Annotated in this window: 13 protein-coding genes, 1 tRNA gene and 1 pseudogene; 3 read left to right on the top strand and 12 right to left on the bottom strand. The window is 61.6% G+C overall.

The annotated features are described in order from the left end of the window. Window position 1: 1 nt before the first annotated feature. From NKK51_RS15600 to NKK51_RS15620, 5 genes are all read right to left on the bottom strand, one after another. The gene (locus NKK51_RS15600; protein ID WP_352553764.1) at window positions 2-2029 is read right to left on the bottom strand and encodes an aldo/keto reductase; all 2028 of its coding nucleotides are present in this window, start codon (window positions 2027-2029) and stop codon (window positions 2-4) included. A gap of 35 nt (window positions 2030-2064) precedes the next feature. Beyond that, on the bottom strand, window positions 2065-3159 hold the full coding sequence (locus NKK51_RS15605; protein WP_023809270.1) for an ABC transporter ATP-binding protein: 1095 nt from the start codon (window positions 3157-3159) through the stop codon (window positions 2065-2067). Window positions 3160-3167: 8 nt separating this feature from the next. Next, entirely contained in the window at window positions 3168-4004 is an 837-nt protein-coding gene (locus NKK51_RS15610; RefSeq protein WP_352553766.1) for a carbohydrate ABC transporter permease, read from the bottom strand. After that, entirely contained in the window at window positions 4001-4861 is an 861-nt protein-coding gene (locus tag NKK51_RS15615; RefSeq protein WP_352441091.1) for a carbohydrate ABC transporter permease, read from the bottom strand. Before NKK51_RS15615 ends, NKK51_RS15610 begins: the two co-directional genes overlap by 4 nt. 150 nt (window positions 4862-5011) lie before the next feature. Further along, complete coding sequence (locus NKK51_RS15620) at window positions 5012-6283, bottom strand: extracellular solute-binding protein (protein ID WP_023809274.1); 1272 nt, start codon at window positions 6281-6283, stop codon at window positions 5012-5014. Between the two features lie 85 nt (window positions 6284-6368). Here NKK51_RS15620 and NKK51_RS15625 point away from each other — a divergent pair, with 85 nt between their 5' ends. From NKK51_RS15625 to NKK51_RS15635, 3 genes are all read left to right on the top strand, one after another. Continuing rightward, on the top strand, window positions 6369-7262 hold the full coding sequence (locus NKK51_RS15625; protein WP_206516848.1) for a helix-turn-helix domain-containing protein: 894 nt from the start codon (window positions 6369-6371) through the stop codon (window positions 7260-7262). 321 nt (window positions 7263-7583) lie between these two features. After that, a tRNA-Phe gene (locus tag NKK51_RS15630) sits at window positions 7584-7659 on the top strand. 212 nt (window positions 7660-7871) lie between these two features. Then, a complete protein-coding gene (locus tag NKK51_RS15635) occupies window positions 7872-9182 on the top strand; it encodes a tyrosine-type recombinase/integrase (RefSeq protein WP_352553768.1) in 1311 nt (436 codons plus the stop codon). A 264-nt stretch (window positions 9183-9446) separates the two neighbouring features. Here the strand turns inward: NKK51_RS15635 and NKK51_RS15640 are convergent, their stop codons facing one another. The 7 genes and pseudogenes from NKK51_RS15640 to trbL all read right to left on the bottom strand — a co-directional run bounded on the left by NKK51_RS15640 (window position 9447) and on the right by trbL (window position 16339). Next, a complete protein-coding gene (locus NKK51_RS15640) occupies window positions 9447-10757 on the bottom strand; it encodes a type II toxin-antitoxin system HipA family toxin (RefSeq protein ID WP_352553770.1) in 1311 nt (436 codons plus the stop codon). Window positions 10758-10769: 12 nt separating this feature from the next. Further along, entirely contained in the window at window positions 10770-11066 is a 297-nt protein-coding gene (locus tag NKK51_RS15645) for a helix-turn-helix domain-containing protein (protein ID WP_023795665.1), read from the bottom strand. Window positions 11067-11751: 685 nt separating this feature from the next. After that, window positions 11752-12030 (bottom strand): DUF2274 domain-containing protein, encoded by a 279-nt coding sequence (locus NKK51_RS15650; RefSeq protein WP_023689356.1) that lies wholly within the window; start codon window positions 12028-12030, stop codon window positions 11752-11754. A 13-nt stretch (window positions 12031-12043) separates the two neighbouring features. Beyond that, entirely contained in the window at window positions 12044-13261 is a 1218-nt protein-coding gene (locus NKK51_RS15655) for a TraB/TrbI/VirB10 family type IV secretion system protein (RefSeq protein ID WP_023729046.1), read from the bottom strand. Between the two features lie 10 nt (window positions 13262-13271). Next, window positions 13272-14300 carry a P-type conjugative transfer protein TrbG gene (gene trbG / locus NKK51_RS15660; protein WP_023724107.1) on the bottom strand — a complete coding sequence of 343 codons (1029 nt, stop codon included), beginning with the start codon at window positions 14298-14300 and terminating at the stop codon, window positions 13272-13274. Next, window positions 14290-15019 (bottom strand): annotated as a pseudogene (trbF, locus tag NKK51_RS15665) (conjugal transfer protein TrbF). Before trbF ends, trbG begins: the two are co-directional and overlap by 11 nt. Beyond that, on the bottom strand, window positions 15020-16339 hold the full coding sequence (gene trbL, locus NKK51_RS15670) for a P-type conjugative transfer protein TrbL (protein WP_023809281.1): 1320 nt from the start codon (window positions 16337-16339) through the stop codon (window positions 15020-15022). Window positions 16340-16371: the final 32 nt, after the last annotated feature.

Consider the following 16371-nt stretch of genomic DNA (forward strand, 5'->3'; position numbering starts at 1 on the left):
GCTAGGCAGCGCGCAGACTGCCGCCATCCAGCCATTCGAGATCGGCTTGCGAAAGCGTGATGTCGAGAGCGCGCAGGCTGTCGTCCAACTCATCCAGCGTGCGTGGCCCGATCAGCGGGATGGATGGGAAGGGCTGAGCGAGCACATAGGCCAGCGCAATTTGGATCGGGCTCTTGCCCAGTCTCGCGGCAAGTTCGATCGCCCGGTCGCGGCGGCCGAAATTCCGCTCGGAGTACCAGACCCGCACCAGTTCCTCATTGTCTTGCTTGTCCCGACCTGCGCGATCGGTGAAGAAGCCGCGCCCCTGACTCGACCAGGCGAAATTCGGCATCTGCCTGGATGTCAGCCAGGCCTTCCATGCATCCGTGGAGGACGTCACGCAGCCTGCCCAGATCGGCTCCAGCATTTCAGCCAGCGAGAAATTGTTGGACAGCGCGCCGGGCTTTTGCTTGCCGGTGCGTTCGGCATAGGCGATCGCCTCATCCATGCGTTCCATCGTCCAGTTCGAGCCGCCGAACGGGCCGCGGATGCGGCCGGCCTTGACCTCACGATCCATCGCATCGACGAATTCGCCGACCGGCACATCCGGATTGTCGCGGTGCATGAAGTAGACATCGACATGGTCGGTCTGCAGGCGTTCGAGCGACTGGTCGAGCTGCTTGCCGATCACATCGGGATAGCACAGCGGCGAGTGCGCGCCCTTGGCGATGACCACCGATTGCGCGCGTACGCCACGGTTTTTCAACCACTCGCCAAGCAGCTTCTCGGTATAGCCGCCGCCATAGACATAGCCGGTATCGAAAAGATTGCCGCCGGCCTCGAAAAAGGCATCGAGCAGGATCGAGCCTGAGGAAAACGTGCGGAAATCCTCAAAGCCGAGCGCCACCACCGACGCCGGCTTCGACAGGCCGGGAATAGTGCGCTTGGCGATCGCCGTGCCGCCGGACCGCAAAGGCCGGCCGGAGATGGTATTGATGCGTTGCTGGGCCTTCTCGATCCCGTATTCGAGGCCGGCGGCCGCCCGCCATTTGTCCAGTACACGCAAGGTGCCGAGGCTTTCCGCCCATGCCATGCCGGGCCAGGCGAATTCTTGGCCGCCGGCGCGGATGGCCTCACCGGCTGCGTCGACCTCGAAGGAATAGACATGACGCTTCTCGTTGACGCTGATGGTCTCGCGCGTGCCATCGGATGCGATGACGTCGATCCGGCCGAGACCAACGTCGCGGTTGCCGCCGGCGAACCAGAAGTCCGGCACCTCGATGCGGCCTTTGGTGCCGAGGATGCGCAGAACATTGTCCTGGTTAAGCGAGATGCTGCAGGAGACTTCGGCGACAATGCCACCCGGGAAATGCAGCAGCGCCGAGGCCCATTCGTCGACGCCGGACTGGCCAAGATGGGCAGTACCGACCACCTTGTCAGGCTCGGCGAAGGGTTTTCCGGCCGCGGCGCCGGCAATCAACCGCACCATCGAGACGGGATAGCCGCCGACGTCAAGAATGCCGCCGCCGGCGAGATCGTTGGCGTAGAGCCGGTGCTCCGGCATGAAGCGCGGCATCGCAAAACCAAAGCTCGACTTGATCATTCTGATCTCGCCGATGACGCCCGATCTGATCAGTTCCACCAGCTTCAGCGTCTGCGGATGCAGCCGGTACATGAAGGCTTCGCCGAGAAACGTGCCGGCCTTGCGCGCGGCATGCATCATGGCGTCGGCCTCGAAGGCGGTCAGCGCCAGCGGCTTTTCGCACAGCACATGCTTTCCTGCCTCGGCCGCCTTGATCGCCCATTGCGCATGGCCGGGATGCGGTATCGAAATGTAGACGGCATCGATTTCGGGATCAGCAAGCAGCGCATCGTAGCCATCGACGATGCGGGCGCCGGGGAAACTCTCGGCGAGGCCGGGCTTGGCGGGATTGCGGGCACCGATGGCGACCAGCTTTCCGGTGCGCGAATCGGCCACGCCACCGGCAAAGGACTGGGCGATGCTGCCCGGTCCGAGGATGCCCCAGCGAATGGGCGTGGTTGCGGTCATTGTCATTCTCCTTGAAGGCTGGAAACGGCGGCCGGTCAGCGCAGCCGCAGTCCTTTTTCGTCGAACAGGTAGGATTTGCGGATGGAAACGGTGATCTCTGATGTGTCGGGGACCTTTGTCGCGTCGCGCTGGATCACCACGTCGTCACCATTGGCCGTTCTTGCGTAGAGGAAACTTGTGCCGCCCAGGTGCTCGACCACGTCGATGGCAACCACAAGGTCGGCGTCGCCCTCTCCGGCATTGCCGAAATGTTCGGGCCGCACGCCGACAATGACCTTGCTGCCGATTTTTGGGCTGCCCATTTCGGGTGCAGCGCCGGTCAGCGGTTGCGTGATGCGGGTCTTCTCCTGACCCGCCAGATCGACCACCACGCCACCCGCATCGTGCCCGACAACCCGGCCCTTGATGAAGTTCATCTTCGGCGACCCGACAAAGCCCGCAACGAACTGATTGTCGGGGTTGTCATAGAGATCGAGCGGCCGGCCGATCTGCTCGATATGGCCGGCGCGCATCACGACGATCCTGTCGGCGAGCGTCATCGCCTCGGTCTGGTCGTGCGTGACATAGATCATCGTCGTGCCGAGCTCCTTGTGCAGCCGGGAGATCTCGACGCGCATCTGGACGCGCAATTCGGCGTCGAGGTTGGAGAGCGGCTCGTCGAACAGGAACACCTGCGGTTCGCGCACGATGGCGCGGCCGATGGCGACGCGCTGGCGCTGTCCGCCGGAGAGTTTTTTCGGGCGCCTGTCCATCAATTCGCTGATGCGCAGGATCTCGGCCGCCCGCTTCACCCGCCGTTCGGTGTCGGCCTTTGGATTGCCGGTCATGCGCAAGCCGAAAGAGAGGTTCTGTTCGACGCTCATATGCGGATAGAGCGCGTAGGACTGGAAGACCATGGCGATGCCGCGGTCGGCCGGCTCGACATCGTTGACCACCTTGCCGCCGATGGCGATCTCGCCGCCGCTAATGTCCTCGAGCCCGGCGATCATCCTGAGCAGCGTCGATTTTCCGCAGCCGGAGGGGCCGACGAAGACGACGAACTCGCCGTCCTTGATGTCGATGCTCGCGCCATGGACGACCTCGAAGACGCCGAAGCGCTTGACGACACTGTTAAGCGTGACCGTTGCCATGCTGCCCCTTACTTGACCGCGCCGGCGGCGATGCCGGCGATGAAATGGCGCTGCAGCAGCACGAAGACGACGAGCATCGGCACCGTCAGCATCACCGCACCCGCCATGATGCCGCCCCATGACACCTTGGTGAGGCCGATCAGCGTGCCGAGCGCTACGGGTGCTGTCATCGAACCCGGCTGGCTGTTGATCAAAAGCGGCCACAGATAATTGTTCCAGGAGGCGAGGAACAGGATGATGGCGAGTGCGGCCAGCATCGGCCGCGCCAAAGGCAGCGCGACGAAGAGGAAGATGCGCCATTCCTTGACCCCCTCGACGCGCGCCGCATCGAAGAGATCGTCCGGCATCATCGAAAAACTCTGCCGCATGAACAGCACGCCGAGCGAATTGAACAGCGGCGGGACGATCAGCGCCACCCAGGTGTTGGCGAGCTTGAAGTCGCGCGCCACCATGATGAATTGCGGGATCAGCACGACCGCATAGGGCAGCGTTATGGTGCCGAGGATGATGGCGACAACCACGCCCTTGCCGAAGAACTGGTAGCGGGCCAGCGCCCAGCCGGCCATCGACGTCAGCAGCACCGACAGGAATGTGTAGGTCACCGCCACCGAGACCGAAATGCCTATGGCGCCGACGAAGTTCGTGTCACGCTGCAGATTGTTGAAATTGTCGATGAAATTGCCGTGCGGCAAAAGCTCGATGCCGGGGCTGAAGATGCCGTTGTCCGGCATGGTCGAGAACACGACCATCATCCACAGCGGAAACAGCCAGATCAGCGCCAGCGGCGTCAGGAACAGATGCAGAGCGATGCTGCGTCCCAATCTGGCTGCGGAGCGCGAACTCATTTCGGTTCCCTCGTCAGCCACAGCTGCGCCAGCGTGATGGCGATCGCCAGCCCGGCCATGGTGTAGGCGACGGCCGAGGCGTAGCCGAAATTGAGCGACCGAAAGCCCTGGCGGTAAAGCAGCAGGCCAAGCGTCTCGGTGCCGCCGCCCGGCCCGCCGCGCTCGGTGATCAGGAAGGGCTCGGTGAACAGCTGCATGGTGCCGATGATCGACAGCACGAGGCAGAACACGATGACCGGCTTGAGCAACGGCAGGGTGATGTAGAAGAACTGCTTGAGCTTGCTGACGCGGTCGAGCGTCGCCGCCTCGTAGACATCTTCGGGAATGGACTGCATGCCGGCGAGCAGGATGATGGCGTTGTAACCGGCCCAGCGCCAGGTCACCGCGATCATGATCAGCGCCATCGCCGGAGTAACGTTGGAAAACCAGTCGACCTTGGGCAGGCCGATGCTGTTCAGGAGCTTGTTGATGATGCCGAAATCGAGGTTGAACATCAGCCGGAACACCGCCGAATAGGCAACTTCGCCGACCACCACGGGGGCGAAGAAGGCAAAGCGGTAGAGGCCGCGCGCCTTCAAGAGCGGCGAGTTCAAAAGCACCGCCATGACGAGCGCCAGCGAGATCATCACCGGCACCTGGATGACCAGGATGAGCAGCGTGTTCTTCAGGGCGTTGAAGAAGGCCGGATCGCCGATCAACCGGCCCCAGTTGAAGCCGGGCGCGAACCGCCACGGCACGGTACGCGTCGCCTGGAAGGAAATCATGAAGGAGCTGATGATCGGCCATACCCAGAAGATCGCGAAGATCAGCAGATAGGGCGTAAGGAAGCGATAGGCCGTGGCGTTGCGATTGCGCATCTTCCTCCTCCTTCATTTCGTTGCCGCTTCGGCCATGGCCCGCAGCAGCGGAGCCGGCTTGCCAGCAAATACAGGTCCCGTGGGAGAACCCCACAGGCCGCGACCAGGTCCGGGCGGCGCAAACGCCTGTCCCGGACCCGGCTTGGGAGGTTATGACTTGACGGGCAGTCCGGTTGCCGCCGCGATCTGGCTTGCGGCATCGTCGAGTGCCGTCTTGGCGTCGGGGTAGCCGCCGGCCAGATACTTGGTCTGCACGGCGCGGACGATGATTTCGGCGTCGCTCTGGAACTGCGTGCCGCGGCTCGGAACAACCTTCGGCAAGGTGCCGAGAATGTCCTTCCACACCGCCTGGCCGCCCCAATAAGGCAGGCCTTGCGCGACATAGGGATCGTCAAGCGCCGAGATCAGGGACGGCACCAGGCCGAACTCCTTCAGCATCGTGATCTGGCCTTCATTGGTTCCGAGCGTGTATTTCAGATAGGCGTAGGCGGCCTCCTTGTTCTTCGACGCCGAGGTGATAGCCAGTGAGGAACCGCCGAGATTGGCGGCGCGCGGCCCGTCGGCGGTGAGGCTCGGCATCAGATAGACGCCCCATTTGCCGTTTTCACCGGCAGATTCGGTGCGAATGGTGCCCTCATACCAGCCGCCATAGATCTGGGTGGCGACGGTGCCGGCGGTGTTGTTGGTGATCTTGGTGCCCCAGTCGGCCGACGAGATGATGCCGGCGTCCTTCATCTCCTTGACCTTGGTCATGGCGTCGACGCATTTGGGCTGGTTGACCGTGATCGATTGTCCGTCCTCGGAGAAATAGGCGCAGCCCTGTTCGTTGGAGATCATGCGGAAGAATTCCGAGTCACCGTTGAAATCGGCATTGGTCATCGAGACGCCTGGGTTGGCGGCCTGGATTTTCTTGCCGGCGGCGATGAAATCATCCCAGGTCTTGATCGAAGTCGGATCGACGCCGGCCTTTTCGTAGAAGTCGCGGCGATAAAAGGCGGCCACCGGGCCGGAATCCCACGGCATTGCGTAGGCCTTGTCGCCCACTTCCAGCTCGGTGCGCTTGAAATCGGGGAACTTTTTCTGGTCGTCGGCTGTGTAGCCCAGCGTATGCAGGTCGACGAAGCAGTCGGGGAACTGGCTCCAGTAATTCTCGGCCTCACCGTTCTCGACGGTGACGATGTCGGGCAGGCCTACGCCGCCGGCGGCGCAGCCGGCGATCGACTTGTCGTAGGTTGGCTGGTTGCCGAGATCCTGGACCGTGACCTTGACGTCGGGAAATTGCTTGTTGAAGCCGGCAATGGTCGCCTTCAGCGATGAAGCCGCGACATTCCAGCTCCAGATGGTGATTTCGCCGGATTGCGCGAAGGCCGGGGCTGAGCCCAGGGCAAGCGCGAGCGCGGCGCAGGTCATTGTGATGCGCATTGAAATCCTCCCATTTCATTTGCTCTCTCACTGTGAGCGTGGCTAGACTATGCAGTGGGCAAGGCCTGTCGCCGTCAAAGGGAATATGAAATTGGCGGAAAGTAAGATGCCTGAACGGCCGTTCTACCAGCCTGGGGCCAGCAGCGTGGAAGGCCTGCCGCTGCTCCTGCAGATGTTTCACACCAATCCGCTGGTGATGCTCAAGCCGCACTGGCACGCCCAGGTCGAGGTTAATTTCATCGTGCGCGGCAGCGTGCATTACCGCATGAACGACCACGAGATTTCGCTTTCGGCCGGCGAGATGTGCCTGTTCTGGGGTGGCCTGCCGCACCAGATGGACGATTTGTCCGACGACGCCATCTATGCCGGGGCGCATCTGCCACTGGTGCACTTCTTCCGGCTGCACCTGCCCACCGATATAAGGCACCGGCTGATGACCGGCGCGACACTGGTGACATCAGCCACCGACCAGTCCGACAACCATAATTTCGAGCGCTGGAACCGCTACGCCCGGTCCGGCGACCAGGCCAAGGCCGAACATGCCGTCAACGAATTGCTGCTGCGGCTGGAGCGGGTGCGGTTCGAGCCCTACCGGCTGGTATCCGCAACTCCGACCGACCAGGAAACAGGCAGCCCCTTCGACCAGCAATCGTCGCGCAATGTCGGACGCATGTGCGATTTCATCGCCGAAAACTTCCTCTACGACATCGATTGCGTGAACATCGCGGCGGCCGCCGACATCCATCCCAAATATGCCATGAGCCTGTTCAAGAAATCCACCGGCATGACGCTCAACGAGTATGTGAATCTGTTGCGGCTGAGCTATGCGCAGGCGCTTTTGATGCATCAGGACGCCAATGTGCTGCGCGTCGCCATGGATTCAGGCTTCGGCTCGCTCAGCGCCTTCAACAAGTCGTTCCGCAAGCTCGCCGGCATGTCGCCCTCCGATTTTCGCCGCGGCGTGACCGGCGTCAGATAGGCGGCGGCGACCAGTGGCGCGTCTGAGCCGCAAATGCATTGGTGCGCCTCGATCGCCGGCTAAAGGCAGTGCCACGGCATGTCAGCCGGCAATAGCGGCACGGACAGGGATGGCGAAGGCCGCATCGTGCCATGCCGTGCCCGATTCCGGCCTGCAAGCGGCATGAAAACCGGGGCACCGCACGGCATCGCTTTTCCTGCCCGAAATCGCCCACTAGGCGCTGGACAGGCCGAATTCCCGTGCTATAACCCACGCGCTTTCAAGGGGCGCCCACGGCGCCTCGATGAAATCCGGTCAACGCGTTTTCGTTTGCCGGAACAGGCCCAGATAGCTCAGTTGGTAGAGCAGCGGACTGAAAATCCGCGTGTCGGTGGTTCGAATCCGCCTCTGGGCACCATCCCCTCTTCTCCCGACACTCCCTTTCGCCGAACCTTCTACGCTGCAATTTCTGCAAGCGACTGGAATTGTTGATCTTTTGCGGTCGCCTTGCGCAATTTAGCGGGACAGGGAGCGCTTCGGGCGCATTTGGTCCAACGAGGCGGGGGGATGGTATTTCCGTTGGTATTCGACATCCTGATGGTATCGAAACAGCCAAGGGAGACCTGACGAATGCCCCTCTCCGACGTGAAATGTCGAAACGCCCGCCCTGCTTCCAAACTCGTGAAATTATCTGACGGAGGCGGGCTGCAGCTATGGGTACAGCCCACGGGCTCTCGCCTCTGGCGGGTCGCCTACCGCTTTGAGGGCAAGCAGAAACTGCTCGCGCTGGGCAGCTATCCCCTTATCTCTCTCGCCGAGGCACGGGAGGCGCGCGATGATGCTAAAAGGCTCCTGCTAGCTGGCGTCGACCCTGGAAAGGAACGCAGCTTGCGGAAGGCCGATTCGGCTAAGGACTCCTTTCGCTCAATCGCGGACGAATATGTCGACAAGCTAAAGAAGGAGGGACGTGCCGACCGGACGATCAGCAAGGTCAAATGGCTGCTCGACTTTGCCTATCCGATTATCGGCGATAAGTGCATTCGGGAGATCGATACGGCCACCATCCTTGCCGCCCTCCGTCGCGTTGAGGTTCGCGGTCGATACGAGTCGGCCAGGCGACTGCGCTCCACCATCGGCAGCGTGTTTCGATACGCAATCGCCACCGCACGCGCCGAGACAGATCCGACCTTCGCCCTCAGAGGCGCACTCATCAGTCCGACGGTAACGCCTCGCGCCGCGATTACCGATCAGAAGGCCTTGGGCGGTTTGCTGAGGGCGATCTATGCATTTGACGGACAGCCTACAACCCGAGCCGGTCTGAAGTTGATGGCTCTGATGTTTCCCCGCCCCGGCGAGCTTCGCTCCGCTGAATGGGAAGAGTTCGATTTTGAAAGCTCGGTATGGACCATCCCTGAAGCACGCATGAAAATGCGACGTCCGCACCGCACACCCCTGTCAAAGCAGGCGATCAGCGTCCTGACTTCACTGAGGGAAATCTCTGGTGGTGGATCGCTGCTGTTTCCTAGTGTTCGATCGGCTTCGCGTCCGATTTCCGATAACACGCTTAACGCCGCGCTGCGCCGTATGGGTTACGGCAAGGAAGAAGCAACCGCGCATGGTTTTCGAGCAACGGCATCAACTCTGCTGAACGAATGCGGCAAGTGGCATCCGGACGCGATAGAGCGGCAGCTGGCCCACATTGAGAACAACGACGTTCGGCGCGCCTACGCCCGGGCAGAGCATTGGGACGAGCGCGTCAAGATGATGCAGTGGTGGGCCGATTATCTGGATGAACTCAAGAGCAAAAACCTGCGGGTGATCTCAATCGAGGGACGCCGCAAGCCTGCTGTCCACACACCAACGCGACCATCCACTTTGAACCCAACAGCGGCCGTTCATCAAACGCCGATACAAATCTCCAACCGCCGGAAATCATACTGACCGTCGAAAAACGCCACAACTCGACGCCAAATCGTAGGCCCGCATTGTCAGATTTCCTGGAGAGAAAGTTGACCGCGTTCGGCGGGAAGCTGCCGTTCTGCAGCCGACCCCATTTCCGTCATTCAAGCTGCCGATGGCCGGTTCCGAAACCGGCCATCTACCCGGCCCGGAGCCGGGGCGCTATTAGAGCGAGAATCCCGTGGGCAGTGTGCGGTCCGTCCTTTCGCCGGCATTAGTCCGTGGATCCGCTATCCCCGCCCGACTTTAACCTCCACAACCTTCCTCTCCATAGATCCGGGACAAGCCCTTGATGCGCGTCGCGATCGCGTCGACGAGGCGACCAACGATCTCATGGATGATCCCCTCCTGGCGAAGCTCTTGGGCGCACTCCGATGCCATATCGGGCATCACCGCGAGCTGATGGCGGATTGTCCGCACCGTGTACTCGCTGCCAACCTTTGCTGAGGACGCACAGCGCCCCCAGTGGCGCGGCATGATCTCCTCGATGGGATAGACTCTGTCGATCTTCATCGCCAGTTTAAGGTCGCGCATCTCAGATTGGATCTCTCCCCCGAGGTGCGGCAGAATGGAGGAGATGTCGTAGAGCGGAGCTAGGCGGGCCTCGCCCTGGGCACCGAGCAGCATCGAGTAGTTCTTTGCATGCGCGTCCGTGCCGGCGATGATCCAGTTGAAGACGTTCGCGGCCATGAAGATCTGACGGTCTTGGACGGGGTCGAGGGAGGCCGACAGCACCTTTCTGGAGATCGTCGTGATACCTGGCCCACCCTGGTTCTCGTACTTGAGCGTCGGCATCACCGACAGGGCCTGGCACATGTCCTCCTGATGGATGCGGATGGTCTTGCCGTCGATGTTGCGGCGGTCGTAGCGCTCGATAACGATCGCCTTTTCGCCTGCGAAGTCGAGAACCTGGCTATGTGCAGCGTCCATGCCGAGCTTGGATGCAAGCTGCAGGCAGAAATGCTCGTTCTCGGTATGCCCGTGCAAGTGCGGCAAAGGCGGCTTGAAGATGTGTGTCGTGGGCGTGTCGCCTAGAGGGATCCCCCAGCGATTGCTGCCCTTGTCGAAATGGAACGCCGTCTTTGCCTGCGCACCAGCGAGACTGAACTGACCAGGATCGCCGATTCGCCGGGTCGCTGCACCATCCTTGCGCAGGTCGCGCAGGCGGTCGCCGATCTGAGCCTCGGTGAGCAACTCCACGTTCTCGCCGCGGGAGACCTGGTCGCCACGAGGAAGGAACTGGACGGCGCCGGCGCAGTCGCGGCCGACATTCTTGAGCAGGGCAAACGGGTTTCGCGCGGAGACCTGGAACCTCTGCGCCCATCTGGCGAGGGTCTGCTCATTATCCGGCAGCAGACCCCAGAGGAATGCCTCGACGACCTTGCCCTCGTATGTCCTGGTGATCGTCGGCATGGACAGGGAGAGCGGGATCGCCACCCGGCCCTCCATCCATGCCTGGTGATAGGAGAACGAAAGCTTGCCGCCCTGCAGGTGGTGGAGCCACCCAACCGGTCTGCCAGCGATATAGACGTCGAGGGTGTCGATGGGGTTCACCATGATCATCGTCACCTAGAGCTTGTAGGGAATCTCGTCGTCGTCATCGTCGACATGCCGTTCATCGGCATTATGATGATGATCAGCAGCCAACGTCGGCGCCGGCGGGATCTGAAAGTCCAGCTCCACACCAAGCGTGGTCAGCGCCAGCAGCACGTTGCCGATCTCGGCGCTGGGCTTGCCGTTCTCGATCCACGACACCCACGTCTGCGTGGTGTTGATCATCTTGGCCAAGGCAGCCTGGGACAGGCCGCGCCGGGTGCGGGCCTCTTTGATCAGGATACCAATGTCGCGAGCTGTTCTGATCTTCATGGCCTATACGATTTCTGTATGAGCTAGCCTGATATAGGCTCATATATGACGGGTGTCAATATACGTTACTATATCAATTTAACGCTATATAGGTTCACATATCGGCAACGTTCATATACCAACCTATATAAAATCATTGCGCCACGCAACAATGTGCGATCGACCTTTCGCCACGGTACCATCGAGAATGACCGCTGGTCGAGAACTCAACAACTTGTCGGGGCCGGGAGCGGTCTGGTCCGCTATTCAATTACTGTTGGCGAGAAGCTGTCATTCAGCATCCGGTCTGGCGGCATCGTGACAAGATCGATTTTTGTCCGAAGAGAACGAGGCCGGCCGCAAGATAAAGCCACGGCTTTTATGCACTTATTGTCTAGCAGGCTTAGTTGTTCCCCTGAAACTTGAATCTCCCTCAGACTCAGTGTCTTCTCAAGGTAGCCGCTGGGAATTAGACATGCCTTCAGGCTCGTTTCAACACCGCGTGTGGCAATGGATTGTCGCGTGCTTTCCGACGCCGGCTCACCTCGATGTACAGGAGCGCAATCATCGCTTCCTTGAAGAGGCGCTCGAACTCGCTCAGGCGAATTCCTGCACAAAGGAGGAGGCACTCGAACTGGTGGAGTACGGACCGGCGGCAACGCGGTCAGGATCAAGAACCTAGCGTGCTCCAAAACGACACCAAGCGCTAACCGTTGTCCAGTGTGGAAGATGATTGCCTTCGTGGTTTCTCCGACGCGCCGGCGCCCGGCAGACCTTCCTTTCTGGCCTTGGCAAACGCCCGGTCGCCTTCCAGGAACCCGACCAGCATAAAGGGGATCAGTTCCGCCACCGTTTCGGACTCGCCATAGGTCTCACGGTAAAGTGCGGCATAGTCGTTGAGTGCTTGGCTCAAGTCGGCGCCAACGGTGATGGTGATCTTCGAAGGTGTCCGGTCCGGAAGTTTTCCGAGTTTCAGGTTAGCCATGAAGTCCTCCTGTTCACCCCGTGTATGGCCGCAACACGAGGTCCTTGTGCACGATGACGCGCAACGGCCAACCAGGGCGCACGGTGATCGTGGGTTGGACGTTCAGGTTCTTTTCAGTGATCCGTTGGCCCGCTTGACTGACGTTCTGCTGGGTGGATTCACGAATTGCCTTGACCAAGTCGCTTTCATTTTCCCCAAAGCTCAACTCGGTACCAACCCCCAGCAATGTGGCTACCGCGACGCCCTTGATCAACTGCCAAGTATGGAAATCCACCTTGTCCTCGAGCCCGGCATAGCCGGCCGCGTCGGTCACGGGCAGATTGTCGATTTCGGTAGAGGAGCCGTCCGGCATCACGATGCGTTGCCACACCAACAGAGCGCGCCTTTGCCCAAAGGCTACAACGCTGTCGTAGGTGCCGATCAGCCGTGAGCCCTGCGGGATGAGCAGGATGCTGCCGGTGACGCTGTCGTGCACATTCTCGGTGATCTGGGCGACGACAAGGCCGGGCAGATCGGAATTGATGCCGGTGATCAGGCTTGCAGCGATCACGCTACCGGCCATGATCTGATAGGGCGAAGCCGGCGTCTGCAGTGCATGCGGGTTGTAGATCCCGCCGGTGTTCCGTTGATCGATGAAATCGAGCTTGCGCTGTTGATTGTTCTGGTCGCCCTCGGCCGGCGCGACGGAAGCTCGCTGGCCTTCGGTATCTGGCTGCGGAGACGCCGTCTCGAAAGGCGAACGTCCGCCCTGCCCATTGCCAAAAGCTTCCGTCTGCTGGGGCCGGTTTTCGATGCGGAAGAGGACTTGCGACTCGCGCGCCTCAATCGCTTGTTGTGCAAGCCGCTGCGCCTCGGCGGAAACGTCTTGCCCAGGTGCGATGCCAAGCTGGCGCTGGTGCTCGAGAATAGGACGGCCGAGATCCCCGGGCAGCGGCGGTCCAAGCACCGGAGCCTTCGGCTTGCTCCCGGAATAGTCCTTGGGCAGCGATTCAAGTCCCTCGGCGGTCGGGTTGCGGTCGGTGCTGTAAAGCTCTTCAGCCTGCTGCTTCAGGCGCAGTGCCGGCCCCTGCAGCGCCATCATCGTGACGCCAAAGATGGTGGCGGAGCCAACAGCTGCGATCGCGACGATTATGCCGCGCTTGAAGCGCACGGCCCGGCGCGGTGAGGCCCGCAGCTGCAGCTGTTCGGGATCGAGTTTGGGCGGAACATTGGGGCGGGACGTGTCGGTCATGAGCCTCCCCTCACCTGCCAAAACGCGAAAAGAGCGATATCCGCCGCGGCAGTTGCCGTCCGTCGGTCCTGGTGATGCGCACCACCTGCTGCTGCTTGGCGCCGAGACGGAGTTCAGCCGCGGCAAAGAGGCGCTCGACGATGTAGTAGTTGCCGTGCATCCGATAGTTGACGAGCTGGTTGTCCCCGTCAGCACCGACGATGAAGAGCGGTGGCGCCTCGCCCTGATCAATGCGCTTCGGGAACTCTATGTAGACCTTGCTGCCATCATCGAAGGCGCGCGTCGGTCTCCACGGCGGCGTGTCGCCGGTGATCGAATAGCGGAAGCGGATGTTTTCGAGTGCTACGTTCGAGGCCGCGGGCATTTCAGCCTCTGCCTGAGCGTTGCGCCGCCGAAGCGCCACGAGTTGGTCTTCGCTGTAAATCCAGGAGAGCGCCGCCATGGCAGTTTTCTCAGTGCTTTGAAGCTGCAGGTGATAGGATCGCCTGTCGGTCGTGATGACCAGATTGGTGGCAAGCCCCGGCGCGAATGGCTTCACCAGCACATGAGTGCGCTGGTCATCGCCTGAGCCACTAACGGTGTCACCGATTACCCAACGGACCGTATCGCCGGCTGAGACCGAGGTCAGCTTCTCGCCCCGCTGCAATGAGATATCGGTGACGCGCTCCGGCGCGGCGTAGAGCTGGTAGAGCGCGCCGTCGGCAAAGGGGTAAACCTGCACCGCATTGACATAGCCAAACTTGGTGGGTTGTTGCGTCGCCGCCTTGTTGGCATCGGCGACCTGTTCTTCCGGCGAGCGCTTATCTGGGGCGGGCTTGCCGGGTGCGGGCATCAACTGACCAGGCAACGGTAACGGTTTCGGCACTTCCACGACCTTGACCGGCTTCTCCGGCGCCTTCTCGATCGCGGCTGGTTTGAAGTCCTCGTGGTCATAGGAAATCTGAGGCGGCGGCACTGGCTTCGAGGCACAGGCCGAAAGAACCGCAGCAGACGCCGACAGGATCAAGGCAGCACGAAGCAATGGGGCTCTATTTGTCATTGGCGGGCTCCTTAGGGGAAACGGGGGTTGGCGGCGCTGTCGAGCTCGCGCGACCAGTCGATGGCGTTGATGAATACGCCGAGCGGGTTCTTGCGCAGCTGCTCGGTTGTCCTAGGCGGGCGGATGAGGATGGTGAGGATCCCGATCCAGCGCGTCGTGCTGGCGAGGCTGCCGCGCTCGAACACCTGCTCGGTCCATTTGACCTGGAACGAGCTGTCGGAAGCCCTGACCACGCTGGTCACCTGCACTGACACGCTGCGCGTGCCTATTTGGCCGAAAGGGTCGTTCGCCTTGGCATATTCGTTGAGGAAGAGCGCCGCTCGGTCGGTGGCAAAGTCGTAGGCCGACAGCCAATTCTGCCGCACCAGAACCGCATCGGTGGAAACCGAACGAACATTCTGGATGAAGCGGCTGAGATGCCAGGCGATCTGGGCGTCGTCGGGCTGGTAGTTTTGGACTGCCGGCGTGACTGCGTGCGCCTCGCCAAAGCGGTCGACCTCGACGACATAAGGCACGACGCGGCCCTGCATCGACTGCCACAGAAGCCCACCGGAAAGCCCCGTCGTCAGAGCCAGGCAGCCAAAGGCCATGAAGCGCCAGTTCTTGGCCTGGACGCGCGCCGTGCCGATGCGCTCATCCCAGAGTTGGCTGGCCTTCTGGTAGGGTGTTACGGGTTCGGGCGTCTTTCCATAACGCTGAACGGGTCGCTTGAAGAGCATCTAGTCTTCCTTGTCATTGAGGGAGGGATTGGCGCCGCTTCCGCCCCGATCTCCATCGCGCACCGCCTGCGTGGCAGCATTGCGATGGGCGCGTGCGGTCTGTTCGGAACGCAGACGCCTTGCCCAGGCAGGCGCGGCCGCGGGAGCTACAACTGGAGAGCTTCCGCTCATCGAGCTGGTCGGCATGCCGCCGGTCATCCAGCCGGCATCGCGACCGGCGTCGGCACTACGGCGGAATGGTTCTGCTGCGGATCGCATTCCCCGCATCGCGGCGCCGCTAGCGGCACTCGCCACCCCCTGCAGCCCAGCAGCTACCCCGGACAGCCCGGACTCGGGCGATGTCGCGCGCCCCGTTTGCCAAGCGACGGTGGCAGCGGACCCCATGGCGGCGCCGGCACGGACTGCGGCGAGGCCGCCGCCTGTTGCCATGCGCGCGCCGGCAAACGTAGCGCCTCCGGCAACGAGCGTTGATCCAGCTGCGGCCGCCGTTGTTCCAAGTGCCGCGCCGGCGCCAAGCTGCGGCGCGCCGGAAACGAGACCCGAGGCAATCCCGGGGCCGAAAATGCCGAGCCCAAGCAGCGCCAGCGCACCCAGCACCTGAGACATGGCCGCCGCCAGGTCCGGCTCCTGGCCCTGCAGGGCGGAAGCGAACTCGCCAAAGAGCGTGGAGCCGATGCCGACGATGACGGCAAGAACCATCACCTTGATGCCCGACGAAATCACATTGCCGAGCACGCGCTCGGCCAGAAACGCCGAGCGGTTCCAGAGCGCGAAGGGCACCAGGACGAAGCCGGCCAGCGTGGTGAGCTTGAACTCGAGGATGGTGATGAAGAGCTGGATGGAAAGAATGAAGAATGCGATGAGGACCAGGAACCAGGCCAGAAGCAGCACGAAGATGGTGAGCGCGTTACCGAAGATCTCGGGGAAGCCTACTAGCTGGCTCGCTTGATTGAGGAGCGGCCAGGCGCCCTCGAAGCCGGCCGCGGCAATGCGGCCTGGCCGCAGGAGACTGTCGGCGGACAGGTTGCCGGCCGATGCGTTGATGCCGAGACCGGCAAAGGAGCGGTAAATTATGTCGGCGAGGTTCTTGAAATTGTTCAGGACGAAGGCGAAGGCGCCGACATAGAGCACTTTGCGAACAAGCCGGCCAAGTATGTTGGGCTCGCCGCCGAACGCCCAGACCAAGCCCGCGAGCGTGATGTCAATGCCGATCAGAATGGTGGTGAGAAAGGCGACGTCGCCCGAAAGCAGACCGAACCCACTGTCAATGTAGCGGGTAAAGGTCTCCATGAAGCGATCGATGACTCCGAGGTCGTTCATGTCGCCGCCTTCCTCGTTGTCTTGAAGAACTG

The sequence above is a fragment of the Mesorhizobium sp. M0011 genome (assembly GCF_040324155.1).
Taxonomy (GTDB): domain Bacteria; phylum Pseudomonadota; class Alphaproteobacteria; order Rhizobiales; family Rhizobiaceae; genus Mesorhizobium.